General features: G+C 45.7%; 11 protein-coding genes. 2 read left to right on the top strand and 9 right to left on the bottom strand.

All coding sequences use genetic code 11. The features are described 5' to 3' along the window. Positions 1-142 precede the first annotated feature (142 nt). Together F0232_RS02970 and lhgO are read left to right on the top strand one after the other, a co-directional pair. Positions 143-2320, top strand: a complete 2178-nt coding sequence (locus F0232_RS02970) for a TRAP transporter permease (protein ID WP_105058571.1) — start codon at positions 143-145, stop codon at positions 2318-2320. 26 nt (positions 2321-2346) lie between these two features. Then, on the top strand, positions 2347-3564 hold the full coding sequence (gene lhgO / locus F0232_RS02965; protein ID WP_105058570.1) for an L-2-hydroxyglutarate oxidase: 1218 nt from the start codon (positions 2347-2349) through the stop codon (positions 3562-3564). 85 nt (positions 3565-3649) lie between these two features. On the opposite strand, the gene F0232_RS02960 is transcribed toward lhgO, so the two are convergent. From F0232_RS02960 to F0232_RS02920, 9 genes are all read right to left on the bottom strand, one after another. Continuing rightward, on the bottom strand, positions 3650-4423 hold the full coding sequence (locus F0232_RS02960; RefSeq protein ID WP_105058569.1) for an ADP-ribosyltransferase: 774 nt from the start codon (positions 4421-4423) through the stop codon (positions 3650-3652). Positions 4424-4438: 15 nt separating this feature from the next. After that, positions 4439-5188, bottom strand: a complete 750-nt coding sequence (locus F0232_RS02955; RefSeq protein WP_105058568.1) for an ADP-ribosyltransferase — start codon at positions 5186-5188, stop codon at positions 4439-4441. A 12-nt stretch (positions 5189-5200) separates the two neighbouring features. Further along, the gene (locus F0232_RS02950; RefSeq protein WP_105058567.1) at positions 5201-7798 is read right to left on the bottom strand and encodes a hypothetical protein; all 2598 of its coding nucleotides are present in this window, start codon (positions 7796-7798) and stop codon (positions 5201-5203) included. Between the two features lie 219 nt (positions 7799-8017). Beyond that, positions 8018-9910: a methyl-accepting chemotaxis protein gene (locus F0232_RS02945; RefSeq protein ID WP_061031985.1), complete on the bottom strand. Its 1893-nt coding sequence runs from the start codon at positions 9908-9910 to the stop codon at positions 8018-8020. A gap of 706 nt (positions 9911-10616) precedes the next feature. Then, the gene (locus F0232_RS02940; protein ID WP_061031986.1) at positions 10617-12152 is read right to left on the bottom strand and encodes a M28 family metallopeptidase; all 1536 of its coding nucleotides are present in this window, start codon (positions 12150-12152) and stop codon (positions 10617-10619) included. A gap of 115 nt (positions 12153-12267) precedes the next feature. Next, entirely contained in the window at positions 12268-14637 is a 2370-nt protein-coding gene (locus F0232_RS02935) for a M4 family metallopeptidase (RefSeq protein ID WP_061031987.1), read from the bottom strand. Between the two features lie 539 nt (positions 14638-15176). Then, positions 15177-15452 (bottom strand): hypothetical protein, encoded by a 276-nt coding sequence (locus F0232_RS02930; protein ID WP_061031988.1) that lies wholly within the window; start codon positions 15450-15452, stop codon positions 15177-15179. 199 nt (positions 15453-15651) lie between these two features. After that, positions 15652-16971 (bottom strand): ATP-binding protein, encoded by a 1320-nt coding sequence (locus F0232_RS02925; protein WP_105058566.1) that lies wholly within the window; start codon positions 16969-16971, stop codon positions 15652-15654. Between the two features lie 36 nt (positions 16972-17007). Beyond that, on the bottom strand, positions 17008-17712 hold the full coding sequence (locus F0232_RS02920; protein WP_105058565.1) for a response regulator: 705 nt from the start codon (positions 17710-17712) through the stop codon (positions 17008-17010). Between the last annotated feature and the right edge of the window lie 386 nt (positions 17713-18098).

Here is an 18098-nt window from a genome sequence, read left to right as displayed (position 1 = left end):
TCGTCGGCTAACTGTTTTAGTCGACCCCCCATCTTTAATGGCTTAACCGCTAGGTGCACGTTCACGTTGTGAATGGGTTCGTGCACCTGCTTATTTTATGGATTTTCTCTGCGCATTTTGTTGTGGAGAGCAGGAGTTTTCTATGAGCGATTCGCTGCAGCAGGAACTGAAAAAATTTGAATTGCCGACCCGAACGGATTTTCCTTGGGTGGGTAAAGCGATAACAACTATGGGAGTGATCCTCTCCCTATTACATATTTGGTTTAATACCTTATCTACCTTGCCTGAGCTTTGGATTTCAGCGACTCACTTTGCTGGTTTCGCGATCATTTGTGCGCTTTGGTATCCCGCTCATATCTCGCTGAAAAAGAGTAAAGTAGCTCTTGCTGTCGATATCGGGATTGCATTGGCAGCATTGGCTTGCCTTATCTACATTCCCTTTGCAGAAGATGCCCTTTATGAACGAGGCGTGAAGTTCATCGCCAGTGACTGGTTCTTCTCTATCTTGGCGATTGCCATCGTTATTGAGCTGATTCGCCGTACCATGGGTTGGTTTATTCCAGTACTCATTCTAGTGTGTTTGAGCTACGTGGTGCTTTGGGGGCAATGGACCAGTGGTATCTTCCACTTTCCTGGTTTGAGCCTTGAGACACTGCTTTACCGAAGCTTTTATTCATCGGAAGGGATGTTCGGTTCTATCTCTAGAATCAGCTGGACCTTCGTGTTCATGTTTATCCTATTTGGTGCTTTCTTAGTACGCTCGGGCGTCGGTGACTACATTATTGATGTGTCTCGTGCGGCGGCGGGCAAAGTGATTGGTGGCCCAGGCTTTATTGCGGTGATTGGTTCTGGTTTGATGGGCTCGGTGTCTGGTTCTAGCGTAGCCAATACGGTGTCGACGGGCGTTATCAGTATTCCTCTGATGCAAAAAGCGGGTTTCCCTTCACGCTTTGCTGCTGGTGTGGAAGCGGCTGCATCAACGGGCGGTCAGTTGATGCCACCAGTGATGGGTGCAGGTGCTTTTATCATGGCGTCTTACACGCAGATCCCTTATGTCGACATCATTGCGGTTTCTTTCTTGCCAGCGCTTATCTACTTCTTATCAGTGGCGTTTTTCGTGCGTATTGAAGCGAAGCGTAGCGGTGTACAAAAAGTCTCTTCGGGTTGTGAGCCTCTATTAAAAGTACTCTTGTCCGGTTGGCATAACCTTATCCCACTGGCGGTTCTGGTGACTCTTTTGGTACAAGGCTTTACGCCAACATACGCTGCGGGTATCTCAATCATCTCAGTCGTTGTCGCTTCGTGGTTCTCTAAAAATCATAAAATGGGACCAAAGGCGATCATCGAAGCGCTTTCTCAAGGCGCAAAAAACATGGCGACCACTGCGGTATTGTTAGTGGGCATTGGCCTCGTTATCAACGTGATCAGCACCACGGGCATTGGTAACACCTTCTCATTGATGATCAACAGCTGGGCCAATGGCGACTTGTTGGTGATGATAGCCTTAATCGCACTGGCATCTTTGATTCTCGGTATGGGCCTGCCAGTAACCGCGGCTTACATTGTGTTGGGTACTCTGTCCGCTCCAGCCTTGTACAAGTTGATTGCTGAAAGTCAGTTGCTTGACCTGTTGGTTTCGGGTCAGTTACCTGAACAGGCGAAAGCGATTTTCATGTTGGCAGCGCCAGAAAAACTGGAACTACTGAATGCGCCAATGGCTCTTGAAACAGCCAAAGAGCTAATAGCGTTAGTGCCGGCTGATTTTGTGGAAACGCTGCTTGAGCAAAGCTTAGGCTTGGAAGCGATCAGCCTTGCTCTGCTCTCTGCACACTTGATTATTTTCTGGCTATCGCAAGACAGCAACGTGACGCCACCGGTTTGTTTAACCGCATTTGCAGCCGCGACCATTGCTAAAACGCCGCCAATGAGAACGGGCTTAATGGCATGGAAGATCGCTAAAGGCCTGTACTTGGTGCCACTACTTATCGCTTACACCAACTTGGTAAGTTGGGATGTGACCTCGGTTTTAGTGACTGGCGGCTTTGCTATTATTGGCACTTATGCGTTTGTTGCAGCGATTGAAGGTTATCTAGAGAGCGAAATCAATCTTGTGCTGCGCGCGGTATTGATTGCCTTAGGTGTGGCTTTGGTTTGGCCTGATGTGTCAATCGTGATTCGTTTGGTAGGTGTGGCACTGTTTGTTGTTATCTTCATCTACAGCGGTCGTAAGTACGATATCAATCAAGTGAAAAAGCAGTCGGATGAAGAGCAAAAGTCTTTGTCTCAAACCGAGCCTGACACTGTCGCTTCTTCCCTATAATTTAAAGGACTGAATGTAGGAACATTATGAACTCAATATACGACTATATTATCGTTGGTGGTGGCATTGTTGGCGTGTCGACAGCATGGCAATTGCAACAAGCTCACCCTGATAAAAGTATCCTTTTAGTCGAAAAGGAGCATGGCTTTGCGCAGCATCAAACGGGTCACAACAGTGGCGTGATTCACGCTGGTGTTTACTATGCTCCGGGTAGTTTAAAGGCGGATTTCTGTAAGCGTGGCGTTGAGCGCACTATCGCCTTTTGTCGCCAACATGATATCCCCGTTGAAAATTGTGGCAAGTTATTGGTTGCGACCAATGAACAAGAAGTCGAGCGCATGAACGCGCTCTATCAGCGTTGCCACGATAACTATATTGATGTCGATTTGTTGGACCAAGCGCAGCTCAAACTTGCCGAGCCAAACATCACAGGTTTAGGGGCGATTTACGTCAAAACCACCAGTATCGTCGACTATAAAAAAGTCACCGAAGTGATGGCTCAAGAGTTTGTGGAGGCTGGTGGTAAGCTCAGCTTAGGCACAGAAGTGATCATGGCGGATGAGCAAGAGGATGAGGTGCAATTGACCTGTAAAGTAGACGGTCAGACCTTGCAACTCAACAGTCGATTCTTGATCACTTGTTCGGGTTTGATGGCTGATAGAATGACCAAGATGCTTGGTATTGAAACCGACTTCCAAATCGTCCCTTATCGCGGTGAATACTATCAGCTTGATCCTAAACATAACCAAGTGGTGAACCACCTGATCTATCCGATCCCTGACCCTGAACTGCCTTTCCTCGGCGTCCATTTAACACGCATGATTGATGGCTCGGTAACGGTAGGACCTAACGCGGTTCAAGGGTGGAAGCGAGAAGGTTACGGTAAGCTTAATTTTAGCGTTAAGGATACCTTGCAGATGCTGAGCTTTACTGGTTTTTGGAAGGTGACGGCTAAGCACCTAAAAACCGGTTTGGTTGAGTTTAAAAACTCGTGGTGGAAGCCGGGGTATCTAAAGTTGGTTAATAAGTACTGCCCAAGTATCACTGTGTCTGACTTCAAGCCATACCCTGCAGGTATTCGTGCTCAAGCGGTACTCAAAGATGGTACCTTGGTTCATGACTTCCTGTTTGCGGAGAGCCCAAGAAGCTTGCATGTGTGCAATGCACCATCGCCAGCGGCGACCTCAGCGATGCCTATTGGCGAATACATTTGTGGCAAGATAATGCGTAAAACAGCCAGTTAAATAGCCCTAGCCTCAGTAATAAAAAAAGACCATCTTGATGATGGTCTTTTTTATCAGCCGCCTACAAAATCGTGCGCACGATACACTACAGGCAATAGAGTGAGCTACGACTTCGAAGTGCTACTTCTTCACCGCTGTAACTGTCATAGATGTGGATATCAGGCTCCGCTTTTAGGTATCGAGCAGGGTTCTTTACTTCTCGCATCTTGATGTAGTTTTTGTTTGGTGAGACTCGCTCAATCGCTTCGACTCGAAAGTAGGTGTTTGGCTTCGCGAGTATTTCTGCTTCATCTGGTTTGAACGTATACGCGTTAATGGCGCGACCTGCCGACTTGAGTTCAATTTTGAATTGAGCAGCAGAAGCACCTTCATAAACACCGGCTGAAGAAAAGTTCTTGGCGACACTTGGTAGAGTCGATGTCGACAAAAATGCTTTCTCATGCAGAATATCACCCACGTTGAGTTTATCGAGTAGGGCGTTCTTGATGGATGAGCCACGATAAACCGTACCTTTGTAGTTAGGCAGTTTATTCATGACATTTCGCATGTGGAATACGCGTGATTTCAATGTACGGCCAAACATTTCGGATAAGTAGCCTTCAGGCTCTCCCGCTCTCATGTATTCATTCACCACATCATGGTCAACTCGGCCGTAATTCTTAATGGCAGAGTACTCTTCACTGATCATCTTTTTTTCAGCTTTTACATGGTGTGTCGTTGCCCAATCCATCAGGTCATCCGCAATTTGTTGTTGCGCCTGATAGGAGAGTGAACGCCCTTTAAACTCTGGAAACTCCTCACTTTGTGCCGAAAAACTTGTCAATAAAGAGAGGCAAAGCCCCCAAATAAATTTTTTCATTGCTTGATCCTTAGCTTATGTACAAACGAGAGAGTGCCAAAATGACGCTTCTACCTCTTCGCCTGAATAGAGGTTATATTTCTGAGTATTTTTGACGGCAGGTGCCTTCACCGTTTCCACGCCGATGTAGGTATGGGTAGAGGTTCGCTCTATCTGGGTGATTCGAAAGTGTGCATTTGGCGCAAACAGAACCTCTGCTTCTTTGCTGTATTCCGAAAGCCCTGCAATGGTGTGACCCCCTTGATTGATCTTGACTTCAAACAGGACTCGCTTGAGCCTTTGCGGGGAGTTGGGATGCACTACCGAAAAGCGCTTAGCGACTTCTGGGAGAGTAGAAGTTGAGGTAAACGCTGGCTCGACCAACACGTCCCCTTCTTCGAGCTTATTAAGTAAAGATTGTTTTACCCAAGTCCCTCTATAGGCGGTCCCTTTGTATTTTGGCAGCTTGTTGAGGGCTGATTTAACCGTGCGAATGTAATGCCTCGCATCTGCTCCCGCGACACCCCATGTTGAGGTGTCAGTCGCCCTTAGGTAGTCATTAGCGGTCTGATAGCCAGAAATTGAAAAGTCTTCCACCGCTTCCTTTTCATTGGCAGTTATGAAGGAGTAGCGCCAACCATTGGAAGCCTTTGACCAGTCTTTGAAGTCTTCTGCTAGCTGGGTCACCTCTTCCTCTGAACGGTTTGGCTGTTTGAGCACATCAAACGGTTGAGAGAAGGCAGTAAAACTCAGACAACAGAGCAGTAATAAAAAATGAGAATTCATAGTGTCCGCCCTTTATTGGTATTGATAGCTGTTAGGGCTTAAATCACATGGAATGCCGAAAGTGTTCTGATTGATGACGGCATACTTCAGAGCCCCAAACATATTGAGCTGTTGGCGAGTGACGGCGTCGTACCATTCTGAGATAGGCGAAATCCAATACAGGTCATCATCAGCCGCAACATCAAGCAGTGCGCTCTTAAGGTATGGGTAGTAAATCATGCAGCTACGGCCCGGTTTATCGGTAAAGTTTTCGTTTGTATTGCTTAACTTATCGAGCTTTTGATTGAGTTCAGACGTTGGGTTAAAGATGGCATCGATAGAGCGCTCAATACGCGCATCGTAGCTATCAGGGATGATGTCTGAAATCAGGTAGCGCATAAGGTGAGCAGGCAGCATCTCTGAAAACAGAGCGGTGACTTCACCTTCCCCAGAGGCGTAGTGCCCAGTAGAGATATGCTGAGAATGGATGATCGATGTATAGCGCTGGAATTGGCCCACTTGTGAATGTAGCCACTCAACTCCGTTGCTGTCGGAGACACTGATCGCTTCAGCAAGACGAGTTTTTACGATCCCTTTCGCGAGTTGCAGCGTGTTGCCTTCCAGATGAGCAAGATCCAGTGAGGACGATTTCAGTGCGGAATAAATCAGTGGTGCATTTTTTTGAAGATCAATGCTTCCTGGGTAAGTGAAGCTATAAAATTCGACAGCTCTCTTAGCTTGCCACTCGCTCTCTAGCGCAGCAGTAATCAAGCCACCAAGCTTTTGATAGCGCTTCGAGTGCACATAGGCGCCTTTGCCTGAGTAGTTTGCGTGCCAATTGTTGATGTAATGCAGCGACGCTTGTCGTGAAAGGTTCTCTCTTTGAAGGTAAGACAAGCTCCACCCAGCACATGCGCTACCGCCACCACATTCACCTTCAAGCATTGCGCTTGAGTCCAGTAACCAGTGATAAACCTGTTGTTTGTCGAATTCGGCTTGCTGTTTTAGACGTTGCTGCGTAGAAAAGTCCAACAGCTGTTGCTCCAACCAACGCTCCTCAGCTTCGGCATTCCAGCCATGATCAATTAGGTTACTGAGTGAATCGAAAAGCACGCGTTTTACTGCTTCTTTGCTTGGCACGGAGATCTGAGCAATCACGGTATCTTCAGATGGAATAAATGGGCGAGTTTCTGCCGGCACCCAAGCGTACTCAACACACCCCCTAAAGTTTGGATCGCCTCCTAGAATGCCAATACGAACGCATTTCTCGTAGCCACTTTGAAGGACGATCTCTTTGTTGCGTATTTCTTGTGTTGTTGCTGGGCGCCCCAGAATACTGCGTGTCATCTCGTCAATGGCGCTGCGCTCTGCTTGTCCCTTGAAGAAATTATGCATGGTGTCGACCGAGCCTGAACGGAATAGTCGCTCTATGGCGATATCACCTTGTGTGAACATATCTCTTTGCAGCTTACTCATCAGCAGATTGGTATGGTTATCTGCCGTTTCAATGATCTGTGTTTTGGCTGCAAGTGTGCGAGCATACAGCTGTTGAACTGCAGCTTGATCAAGCCCTTCAATTTGACCTGTTCGTAACTCATTCAGTTTGGCAATGGCTTGATCTAGCAGGTTCTGCTGACAGTGCTGAAGTTTGGCCAGAGCGCGGTTTGCTTGGCGTTTGGAAGGTAATGCTGGTGGCAGGGAATTACTCTCTTCAATATCATGATCAGGATAAAGGTCTGCCAGTACTCGAGTTTCCTCGTTACAGCTAGCGGCAATGTCCGATGCAAACAGTCGAGAGTCTTTATGGTCGAGAACCAGTTGGCTAAAGACGGCCTTGCGGAGCTCGTGATCGACCGCGGTGATCAGCTCTTCCGCCATAATGGTCTGAGCCTTTACCACTTCTTGATAATGTTGTTGGTATTTGAGGGCAAGATCGGTGGCAAAGCCGCGTGCAACGGCGTTCAACATCGCTTGCTGATCTGAGGCGAGTTCTGCCCAATAAATTTTGTCTCTTAAATCTTGCTGGGTGACGAGATCCTCATGAACGTGATAACTGTAATGGTTACCTGCTGCAATTCTATCCCAGCGACTACTCAAAATTTGGCGGTCGATCTCTCTCGCGGGCAGCTTTAAAACGCCAAACCAATCGACGAGTCCCATTACAGTGGCAAATCGATCGTAAGAGGTACGTGATTCATCTTGGAAGCTAGTTGCGACCTCATTTGCCCAAAGTCCAACGGCAACCGCGTCGCCAATCGGTCCCAGAGCTTCTAATGCACCTTGCGCTAGCCCTGTCGTTGAACGGCCCAAGGTGTCCATCAGCCTTGCTGCTTCCTCCGGTGCTAGCGTAACAGCTGAGGCGGGTCCTGTTTCTAGCAAGGTAGCAGTTTCAGGGAAAACATCACTGGCTTCAGAGAGAGAGGGTTTTAAGTCGACAATGTGCTCTGGCGCTGATGGAAAAAGGTTTTCAGGCGTAATACCTTCACCGAAGGCATCATAGTTTTTCTGTCGGATCTGATGAAAGCTTTCGCTGTCCAAGACGTTATATTCGTCGCCGATGTTACAGACCTGAAAGGCATTAACGTTGGATGAAATCATAGCAGTAATAAGTGCTAATCTTTTTAACTTCATAGGTTTATCCTTATTGTTAGTGAAGTTATATGCTTAATTTAGAAAGCAAAAAGCCTCTCCTTGCCGAGATGGAAAAGAGACAGCTAGAGGTTGTGTGTAGGGGTACTTCGAGAAATCGTTTACTCAAATCACCCGGGCAGTGAGATGAGGTTTTCGCTTTGGCGTTGTGATTAGGGGAATTGCCTCCCCCTAATCAGTTTTTATCAAATGCTGTTGAGGTTAACGGTTTAGCTTAAAGGTACTGACTGCTTGCGTGAGCTTTTCAGACAGCGCTATCAGTTCCGAGGCTTTCTCTTGGTTTGATGCCGACAAGTTGTGTGTTTCGCGGGCTTTGTCATTGACGTCAACGATACTCTGATTGATTTCGCCAGCGACAAGAGTTTGCTCTTCAGTCGCTGTGGCTATCTGTGTATTCATGTCTTCAATGACGGTAATAGAGCTCGAGATTTCATTGAGTGAAGCCTGCGCTCTTTTCGCATTTTCCATGGTGACATTTGATGCTTCTCGGTTCGTCTGCATCATGTCCATAGAGCTATTGGCTTCATGTTGAAGTGAAGTAATCACCTCTTGGATCTCGTTGGTGCTCTGTTGAGTTCGGTTAGCTAGGTTACGAACCTCGTCAGCAACAACTGCGAAACCTCGGCCTTGCTCACCTGCTCGCGCAGCTTCAATGGCAGCGTTAAGAGCAAGCAGGTTGGTTTGATCTGCAATGTCCTTGATCACGTCCAGCACGGTGCCAATGCTTGAGGTTTTCTCACCCACGGTATTGATCACATCAGACACTTCCTGAATACCTTGAGAGAGGCTCACAATACTGTGATTCACGGTATCAAATGTTTGATTGCCAGACTGTGCTTCTTGCGCTGCTTGCATCGCTGCTTCTGAAGCTCGGTGGGCGTTTTGCGCAACCTCATCTACAGCGACCGACATTTCGTTCATTGCCGTCGAAGTCTGCTCTAACTGTTCCATTTGCGAAGCGGAACTTGCGTTTACACTATCGGCTGCGTTGGTTATGCCTTCGGCAAAGGTAAACAGGTCGTTCGATGAGTTACGGATGGTCTCAATTGTGGTGCTCAGCTCATTGACCATATCGTTAACCGCAGCATTGATACCAATCGCTTTGCCCTGTTGTTGTTTGATTGCGGTAAAGTCACCAGAGGCCACTTTAGCTACGGTTGCTTCTATTTCGCTTGGCTCTCCACCGAGTGGGCGGTAAACCAAAACTTCAACAACGTAGTACACGCAACCCGCGCAAATAAGCAGTAGCGTCAAAGAGGTGATCAGAGTTTGAGTCAGGTTATCTTTTGAGTCCTGATTAACATTGGTCTCTTTATCCCACGCCCATACACTCCAACCAAGATCGTTGATTTTAGCGCCTGCTGCCAAGAACTCTGTATTCTGATAAACGTACTCGAAGCTCTCTTCTCGCGTGGTGTCTCTGTTCGCAAAAGCTGGGATCTCGTTGAAGATATTTCTACCTATCAAAGACGCGTTTTGTGCGGCTAAGATAAAGCCATCTTCACGAGTGACGAAGATTTTATTATTTGTGGTGAGTTGCTCGGTGAATCTGGTCAGGTCTTCAACCAGGATGTTTAGAGCAACAACGCCGACAATCTTGCCTTGTTTGTAGATAGGCGTTGCTAGAGACATTACTTGGTCACCGGTTGACGCCAGGTAAGGACGAGTAATGATTTTGTCCTCGCCACTCATTGCTTTCAAAAACCATTCGCGTTGTTTGGTTTTGGCATTAAAGTTTTCGATGATGCCATTGGTTTTTGACGAGTAGGAAGTGCCATCCGCTAGAGAAAAGTAGATGTTAGTAACCTTGGTTGAGCTCATGGCACTATGGAGCGTTGTGATTGCCCGTGATGTGTCGACTTGACCACGCTCATCGAAAGACAGCCCATTGCTCACTACTTTCAAAATATCAAAGTAGCGATTAATTTTTTGTCCGATAGTATCTGCGATAAGTTGAGATTTATATCCCAACTGTTTTTTATAACTTACGGTCGACGAAGTCTCGAAATTCTTCCAGCTTAAAAAGCTTGTCGTCATGATTAACATGACTGTTAGCCCCATAATAGAAAGCATTATTTTTAGTTTAGCACTCATAACTTGTTCCAATATAAGCAGTGTTGATTATTTTTAAGATTTCTTATAATTCAGACGAATGTCCGAACTTTAAATAATATAACACTTATAAAATTCACGTATAAGCTTGGTTTATTTGTGAATAATATACATCTAATTAATATATGCAATATTTATTAAATGCATTGATTACTTATTTATTTGGTGTATCGAGTGTTTGTTTTTATTGAACCAATATCCCAGAATCAAACTGGTCTTACTTGCTGATTTTATTGGTTATGCCTTGGTGTGTATGGGGTTGCTCGTTGATTGTTGCCCTTAATTAAAATAAGGTTATGGCATTTGTTTACTTTAAATAAATCATAAAATGAAAGTTTGTTTAATTTTATTTAAACTTTCTTACTGGTCTGAGTTGTTGATTCCCATAATAGAGAGGAGAGAATAGAATTAATAAAGGATTATCTAATTAAGATTTTTCTATTTTAGCTTTTCTTTAAGTTAATATGTGAGAGTGGTTTTCACTGATTCAAATAAGCGTAATATATTTATGCTCATTATTAGGTGAAACGAATTTCTCTATTTACACTTAAATTAACTCATTTTCGTAAAATAGTATTGGCTCTCAAGTTCCTCAGTCTCTCTAACAAAAAACGCAGCCAGGTCGGCTGCGTTTGTTTTGGTTATTTTGGCAGTAAGCCGTGTCATGCTTGAGTTTAGCTAGTCAGCCCTAGAGAAGTTCAGGAATAAAGTTAGCGATGATAGACACATCGCTGAAGTTGCGATAGCCGCGCACCATGATGCTGAATTCGCCCGCAGGTTTGTTTAATACACATTGTTCGTTGCTGCTGTTCTGGTATGGGCGGCAGTCAAAGTTTGATTTTGATGCCACACCGTTATATTTGACGTATAAGTCGGCATCGCCACTGCGAGGGCCAGTCAAAGTTACCGTTAACTGACCAGCTTGCTGAGTTGTAAAGTTGAAGAATTGCTCTTCACCATAGCCAGCAGATAGGTCGCCAACAGGGACACCAGGCTCTAGCTCTGTTGGCCCAGTAACGGGTGAATCAAGGCTGGTTTCAACGAGGTAAGCAATCGCCAGTTTCGCGAACTTCGAGGCGTGGGTTGCCGTCGGATCTGAGTTTTCTATCGTATCATGCTGCGTGTGGATGCTCGGGTTGTAATCGTTGAACATGCTCTCGAACGGCATAGCTGCAGGGTAGCCAACGTTGTGCCATGAGGCGTGATCGGAACAGGCATAACCACAACGGTCAAAACTGTAACTGATGTCGCTAGCGTAGGTATCAATCAACTCGCTCAGGTAAGCCGTTAGGTTGCTGTCGGTGTAGTCGGTGATGAAGGTAATATCGTGCGCGGAACCGTTGTAGTTAGTCATGTCCAACTGAAGTACAGAGATAACATTCGCTTGTTCGTCTCTCAGAGCATTAGCAACATCTTGTGAACCACGCAGTCCCACTTCTTCAGCCGCATAGCCATAGAACTTGATGGTTTTGTCTGGCTGAATACCACTAGCTATCATCAAACGCAGCGATTCTGTGACGGTAGCAATACCAGAAGCATCGTCATCAGCCCCCGGAGAAATAGTGCCTTCACTTGTCCAAGACCCTACGGTTGAATCAAGGTGTCCGCCAACGACAACGATCTCTTCTGGATACTTCGCACCAAGTAAGGTGACTTCTACGGATTTTTGCGGATACTCTGCGTGCGTGATTTGGCGTGCTGAGGCGTATGGCACATCTTTGATTTCCCTTTTCCAACGCTCTAGCAGCCAATCTGAAGCAGCAACACCCGTAGAAGTGGTATAAAAACGGTTGGTGAAGTTGGTTAGATTTTCGATGGTCGTAACCATATTGCTTGGCTCAACCTGAGCGAGTAAATCATTCACTGTATCTTGGTGGCTGATCGTCGGCTTTTCGAAGGTGCTCATTGTCAGCGGCATTGCGGCAGCTTTTAATGCGCTAGCCTTGTTTTCATGCACCATGTAGCCACCACAGCGGTGGGTTTCTTCGTGCATGTGGCTAGAAAGTTTAGCCAACTGTTTTGCGTTGATTTTTGCAACGATGGAGTGTTTGTTTCCATTCACAGCTGGGTATACCGTTGCGCCGTGTTCCACTATCAGGTGCTGAGCGTCAGCATCGGTGGTGATCCAAACTTCTGAGCTTGTTGGCGGTGTGATTCCTAAAGATGCATAAGCCGTAGCGCTGCCAAACAGAGCCATAGCGAGGATACTTTTTTGAATAGCCATTTGATGTCCTTTTTATCGTTATGTTTTTGTTTTTTTTTTTATTGTTTTAGCTATGAGGATTTTCGTTACCCACATAGTCAAAGGGCCCCTTTCGGAGCCCTGAATTAACTATCGATTATTGTGTTTTGATGAAACGGTAGTGCTTGGTTTCTGAACAAACATCACTTGAGGTACATACTTGGTACTCCACATCTACTGTACCGTTGTGACGGAACTTATCGACGTATGAGTTGAAGTCTGTTGCACCAACACTCTTGCCGTTACGTTTAATCACAAAGTAGTCGTTTGTGTCGTAATCCCATGCGAGTTTAACGCGAGCTTTGCCATTCGGATTCTTATTACCGAACTTCAGTTTTAGTGGGAAACCTTCCGCAGAGTCGCCTTCAATCGTGAGCGATTTACTTGTTGATGTTGCAACGCCAGCATCGTCAGTGACGGTCAGTGTTACCACGTAGTCACCCGCTTCAGCGTAGGTGTAGCGAGTTACTTCACCCGTTTGCGTGTTGCCATCGCCGAGGTTCCATTGGTAAGAGACGATCTGGCCGTCGCTATCTGAGCTTGTGCTGCGAAGTTCGACTTCTTTGCCAACCACAGTGTGTTCGAACGAAGATACCGGTGGTACGTTAGTGCTGCCAGCTTCGTATGACGCTTTCAGGTTGGCACCTGTGTAATCTGAGTAGCCCAGAATGTTAACGGTGTAGCGACCAGCTGTTGGGTTATCGATAACACAGACTTCATCGGTCACGCTTTCACTTTTACAGATGTTCTCTTGTGGGCTTGGTGCATAATCGAGACCGACATACATATCTGGATCACCTGTAGAGACAGCCAGATCAATCGTCAGTTTGTTTTGGCCTTCTGGTACTTCGATATCAAAGTAAGTCTTGGAACCTGTTTCACCAGCCACTGGTGCTTCAACACCATTTTCTAGGCGCTGATATTCAGGCTCTGGCGGTAGTGGTGGCTCATCACATGGTGTTACACCAACCAGTGCGAACGCGGAAACCACATCTTCGGTACTGTAACCAAGGTCAGTGGCTGAGTTTTTCACGCCACACGCACCCTGCCAAAAATCACTGTTTTCCTGCCAGTAGATTTGGTTTGCTAAAACGAAAAGTTCGAACGCTTTCTTGGTATCCCAACCTTGTGTCGTTGCTAGGTGGTAAAACGCCTTATTGAACACGCCTGAGCTGTAGTGCACGTTTAAGCCGTCGTAGTATTCCGATGCGTTGTTGATGGAAGAACCGTCACGCGATGGGTCATCCATGTAACGCAAAGCGCCGTCACCTTTAAAGATGTTACGACCCACCATCCAGTCGTTGGTGCCTTTCATGTAGTATTCTGCTGCTTCTCCGGCCATATCAGAGAATGCTTCGTTCATACCACCAGATTGGTTTGCGTAGATCAGACCTGAGTTTTGCTCTGTGAAACCGTGACTCACCTCGTGGGCAGACACGTCTAAGCTTACAAGTGGGTAGAAGAAGCTTTCACCATCACCAAAGGTCATCGCTTTGCCGTCCCAGAAGGCGTTTTCGTAGTTCGAGCCGTAGTGGACACGCATCATGAGTTTGAAAGAGAGTGGTGCTGTATCGAACCAGTTTTTATACATGTCGAAAACGATGTTACCGAAGTAATGAGCATCGTTCAGAGGAGAGTAAGCTCCGTTCACTTCTTTATGTTCGTTGCGAGGGCATTCGTAGCTGTAAACAGTATCACCGTCTGTTGCGCCATTTAGGTCAACCGTGACAACGTTTTCCGATTCCATCACACACTCAGTGCCATTCTCTTGAACATCAAGGTAGTGGTAGTCGGTACCGTATTCGTACATGCCAGTCTTCTCGTTACCGCCTGGGCCTGTCCCTATTTGAGCGTGAGCAATACCTTCCCAGCGGTCGATGATTTCACCCGTATGAGCGTCGAGCATAGTGAATGGGCGTGAAGGCTTTTCGCTACCTTTCACAAGGTAAGAAACCACGTACACGAGGCGTGTCTTATCTGCCCCTTGTGCTCCAACACCTTGCTTCGACGCGCCTTGGTAGATAAACAGCTCATGTTGTACGTTGTCTAGTGATTTGCTAGCTACGCTCTGGGCTTTTAGGTCTTTACTCGCTAGTTCAACAGCTTGAGCACTGTTGATGGATGGCTTAACGAAAGATCGCTCCAGAGTGGTGGTTTTTAAGTAGCGACCTTGAACGGACTTAAGCGCGCCACCTTGAACACTTTGGGTTGCGTTTAGGTAGTGTCCCCAAACCGGCGTCCCCCAAATGTTTTGTTGGATCTTAACTTTGTAGATACCGCGCTTTTTCAGGTTAACTTCCTTAACCATCTTGAAGCTAGAGGCATTACTGACGCCTAGCTGAGTATTTAACCCAGAGAAGCTAGTAAAGTTGATCGGTTGATTAATGCTAACGGATTCACCCGCGTGTACGGATAAAGACATAGCACTCGCTATAGCAACGGCAACTAAACGCTTTTTCATTTTCATTGTTATTTTCTCTTTCCATGTAAAATCCATGAAAACGTAACAAAAATATCACATTGAATTTACATTATTCGATCGAATTAATTAGTAGCATGGCAGGGCTCTCTTTTATTCATGAAATCTATATTTCTCGTATTTACAGATGGTTATGATTTATGTTTATTTTTCGATGTGCTTATATTTTTTATTTATAAAATCATGACACTTTTATTAACTGATACTTTTTTATGCGAAATAAGATCTTCACGTGAATTGATCTGTGCCTCAATTAATCGAGCTTAAATTGATAGAAGGGTAAATGGTTGGGAGGAGTACGTTACGCGTTTCGGCTATTAGCTGATTTTAAGAACAGTTTTGACGAAGTTTTTATCTTTTAGAGGGTTATTGCCTAATTTGTCATTTATTTTGCATTGCGCTTTTTGAGGAATTCTTTGGCACAGAGCTCAAAACGCCAGGAATAAAAAAACCAGCGACGAATGCCACTGGTTTGAAGATTCTTGCTTGGGTTCGCTAGCGTTTAAAGTTACGCAAGCTCTGGCAACTTACTGTTTCTTACCGCCAACTTGTACGTAGTCGATACCGATAATACGGTTGATGATACCAAGGGCGGAGCTTGTGTCAGAGTTTGTTGAACGGATGGTATCAACACTTGCACCTTCAGGAACCAGTTCCATTGCACGATCTTGTGTGTTACCAGGAATTTGGAAGCCTACGATGTTGAAGCTTTCGGCGTGCGCTGTGTACACTTCATCGTTGTGGCTAATACCTGAACAGCCTGCAAGAGAGACAATGCCCAAAACAACTAATAACTTTTTCATAAACATACCTTTAGAATAATTGGGATCTAGAGGGTTACCCTTTGGCACTCATGACTCATAAAGAACGTCGGAGCGGTTCTTCGCCGCACTCAAGTGACAAGCCATCAATAGTGGTACCAAGGTTATCTAGATCGAATAAATGGATAGGGAGACAGTGTCTCCCAACCGATGTGAGCATTATTTCAGAGGTGTTTTGTCGTTACTGTATGGCTTTGTCAGCTGCTTCGTTACACAGTGGAAAAGTGATGGTGAAGACCGCACCTTTCAAACTTGGGCTTTGAGCAATTTGGACGGTTGCATGGTGTTGGGCGCAGATTTTATGGACGATAGATAACCCTAAGCCATGACCACTCTTCGCTTTGTTACGTGCTTTGTCGCCAACATAAAAGGGATCGAATAGGTGTGCTCGGTGTTCTTCTGCAACGCCATCACCATCGTCGTGTACCGCGATTTGCAGCTGCTCTTGGTGTTTAGTTACTTCAATTGAAATCTGTGTGCGTGCAAATTTCATTGCGTTACGTACGAGGTTATCCAATGCACGATTGAGCAGGGTTTCGTCAGCCACTATCGATTGCTCGTGTTCTGGTAAGTAAAGGTCAATACTGAGCGCGGTCTCTTTGCTCCAGCGCGTCGTCGCGTGCTTGAGAAAGTCTTTTATTTCCAATGGCTGCTGTAGGCTTTCGAGTTCAGTGCTATCGAGCTTGGCATAATACAAGAGCTCATCAACCATCTTCTCCATCTCTTCCGTGTCTTCAACGATGCTCTCAATGGTTTTCTCTTGTTCTTCGCTCAACGGCGTGTCTTTCAGCATTTCAGCTTGCCACTGAATACGAAATATTGGCGTGCGCAGTTCATGAGCGACAGCATTAGTGAGTGAGCGATTGCTTTCAATTAAGCGATGAATTCGGTCGGCCATTAGGTTGAAGGATTTGTTCAGTGAACCGATCGCAATGCCACTTGAAGTCTCAGCTCGTGAGGAGAGATCCCCTTCTGCAAAACTCAGAGTGGCTGATTCCAGTTTTTTTACTCGGCGGAAGATGATCAGTACATGGCATAAGCCATATAAGATAAAGCTTCCTAAAAAGAACAACCAAATAAGATCATCCTCTAACTCTATCTTTTGCCTAACAAACGCTTCGCTGTTGGGGAGGTAGTGGTAAGTGTTGTCACTACTTGCTAAGCGAAACCACAGGTCACGCTCGTCATCATGAAAGATAAAGGTGTCTGGATGAGCAATGAAGAACTGTGAAACGGGGCCTGGTATTTCATCTTGTGGGCTGAGGATCACCAGTTTATTTCGTGTGGTTTCGACAAACTGGTTTATCGCTTGATGAGCAGCTTCAAGCCCTTGATTCTTAGCGATGTTTTCTATCAGCTGTTGATGGGCTGCCGCTTCATAATCTTGCAGTACATATTCGTAGTCAGTATTGAGCTGATAGACACTGATTTCATAGGCGATAATACCTGCCATAAAACAAACTAACAGCCCTATTAGGGACTCCAAATAGATACGTCGCATAATTGTTCTCTTTCATTACGCTCGTACTGAGCGAGGTTAATGCCAAGCGGTGGAAACAAATAAGTAACCTTTACCGCGAATGGTCTGAATTTTTTCTGCTGGCGCATGGTCGTCACCCAGTATTTTTCTCAGGCGTACGACCTTGTTATCAATGGTTCTATCAATCCCGTCATACTCAATGCCGCGCAACGTTTGTGTTAAATAGTCACGAGATAGTGGTGTATCTGGGTTACTCGCTAATAGCCAGAGTAGGTCAAATTCACTGTCGGTAAGTGACAAAACCTCACCCGCTAGTTCGCATTTCTTATAGGTGTTTTTCAACAACAGTTGATCGAACTGTAGGCTGTCCGAGTCATCGGCTGAAGCGGTGTTAGCGTCTTGGCGGCGTAATAATGAACGAACTCTTGCAAGCAGAACTCTTGGTTTGATTGGCTTGGTGACATAGTCATCAGCCCCTGTCTCTAAGCCTGCGACATGATCAAAGTCGTCATCGCTAGCAGTGAGCATCAGGATTTTACCTTTGTAATGTGTACGCGTCTGTCGGCAGATTGTAAGTCCGTCGCTTACAGGAAGCATCAGATCCAGTAAGACAATGTCTGGCTGTTCAGCGAGGATAGTCTGTGCAGCACTGCCGCCATCATCGAGTACCGAGACGTCAAAGTCTTGTGCGATAAAGTAGTCTTGCAACATTCTTTGAAGCTTCAAATCATCTTCCACGATGATCATTCTAGGTTTTGTCATTCCATTATCAGCCTTATCGTGTGTTTAACTTATGAGATTTCGTGAGTGCAATTATCTTACCAGGATAATCATAGTTGCATATTCGGTTCGAATGCTTCACGAAAAATACCTGATGCAAATGATTAAACACTTTATAAGTTAGTTCAATGCTGAATTGGCATTTATAACAAAAATAAAAAACATTGTTCAAATGTAAGACTGGCCGCCACCAAACCCAATTTTCGAATGGGTTTAATGGTGAGGTTCTATTTCAAGAGACTAGATGTAAGGCGGTAGGTGCACTAAGCCTACCCAATGGGATACTTGGAACTCTCGGGTGACTTTCAATAAGCTTGGAGGCAGTCCCGTTTTTTCGAGTATCAGTCGCTGTACATTCTATTACATTC

The organism is Vibrio sp. T3Y01, from assembly GCF_013114525.1.
Lineage (GTDB): Bacteria > Pseudomonadota > Gammaproteobacteria > Enterobacterales > Vibrionaceae > Vibrio > Vibrio chagasii_B.
Note: the sequence above shows the minus strand (reverse complement) of the source record. Positions and strands in the feature narration are given on the sequence as shown.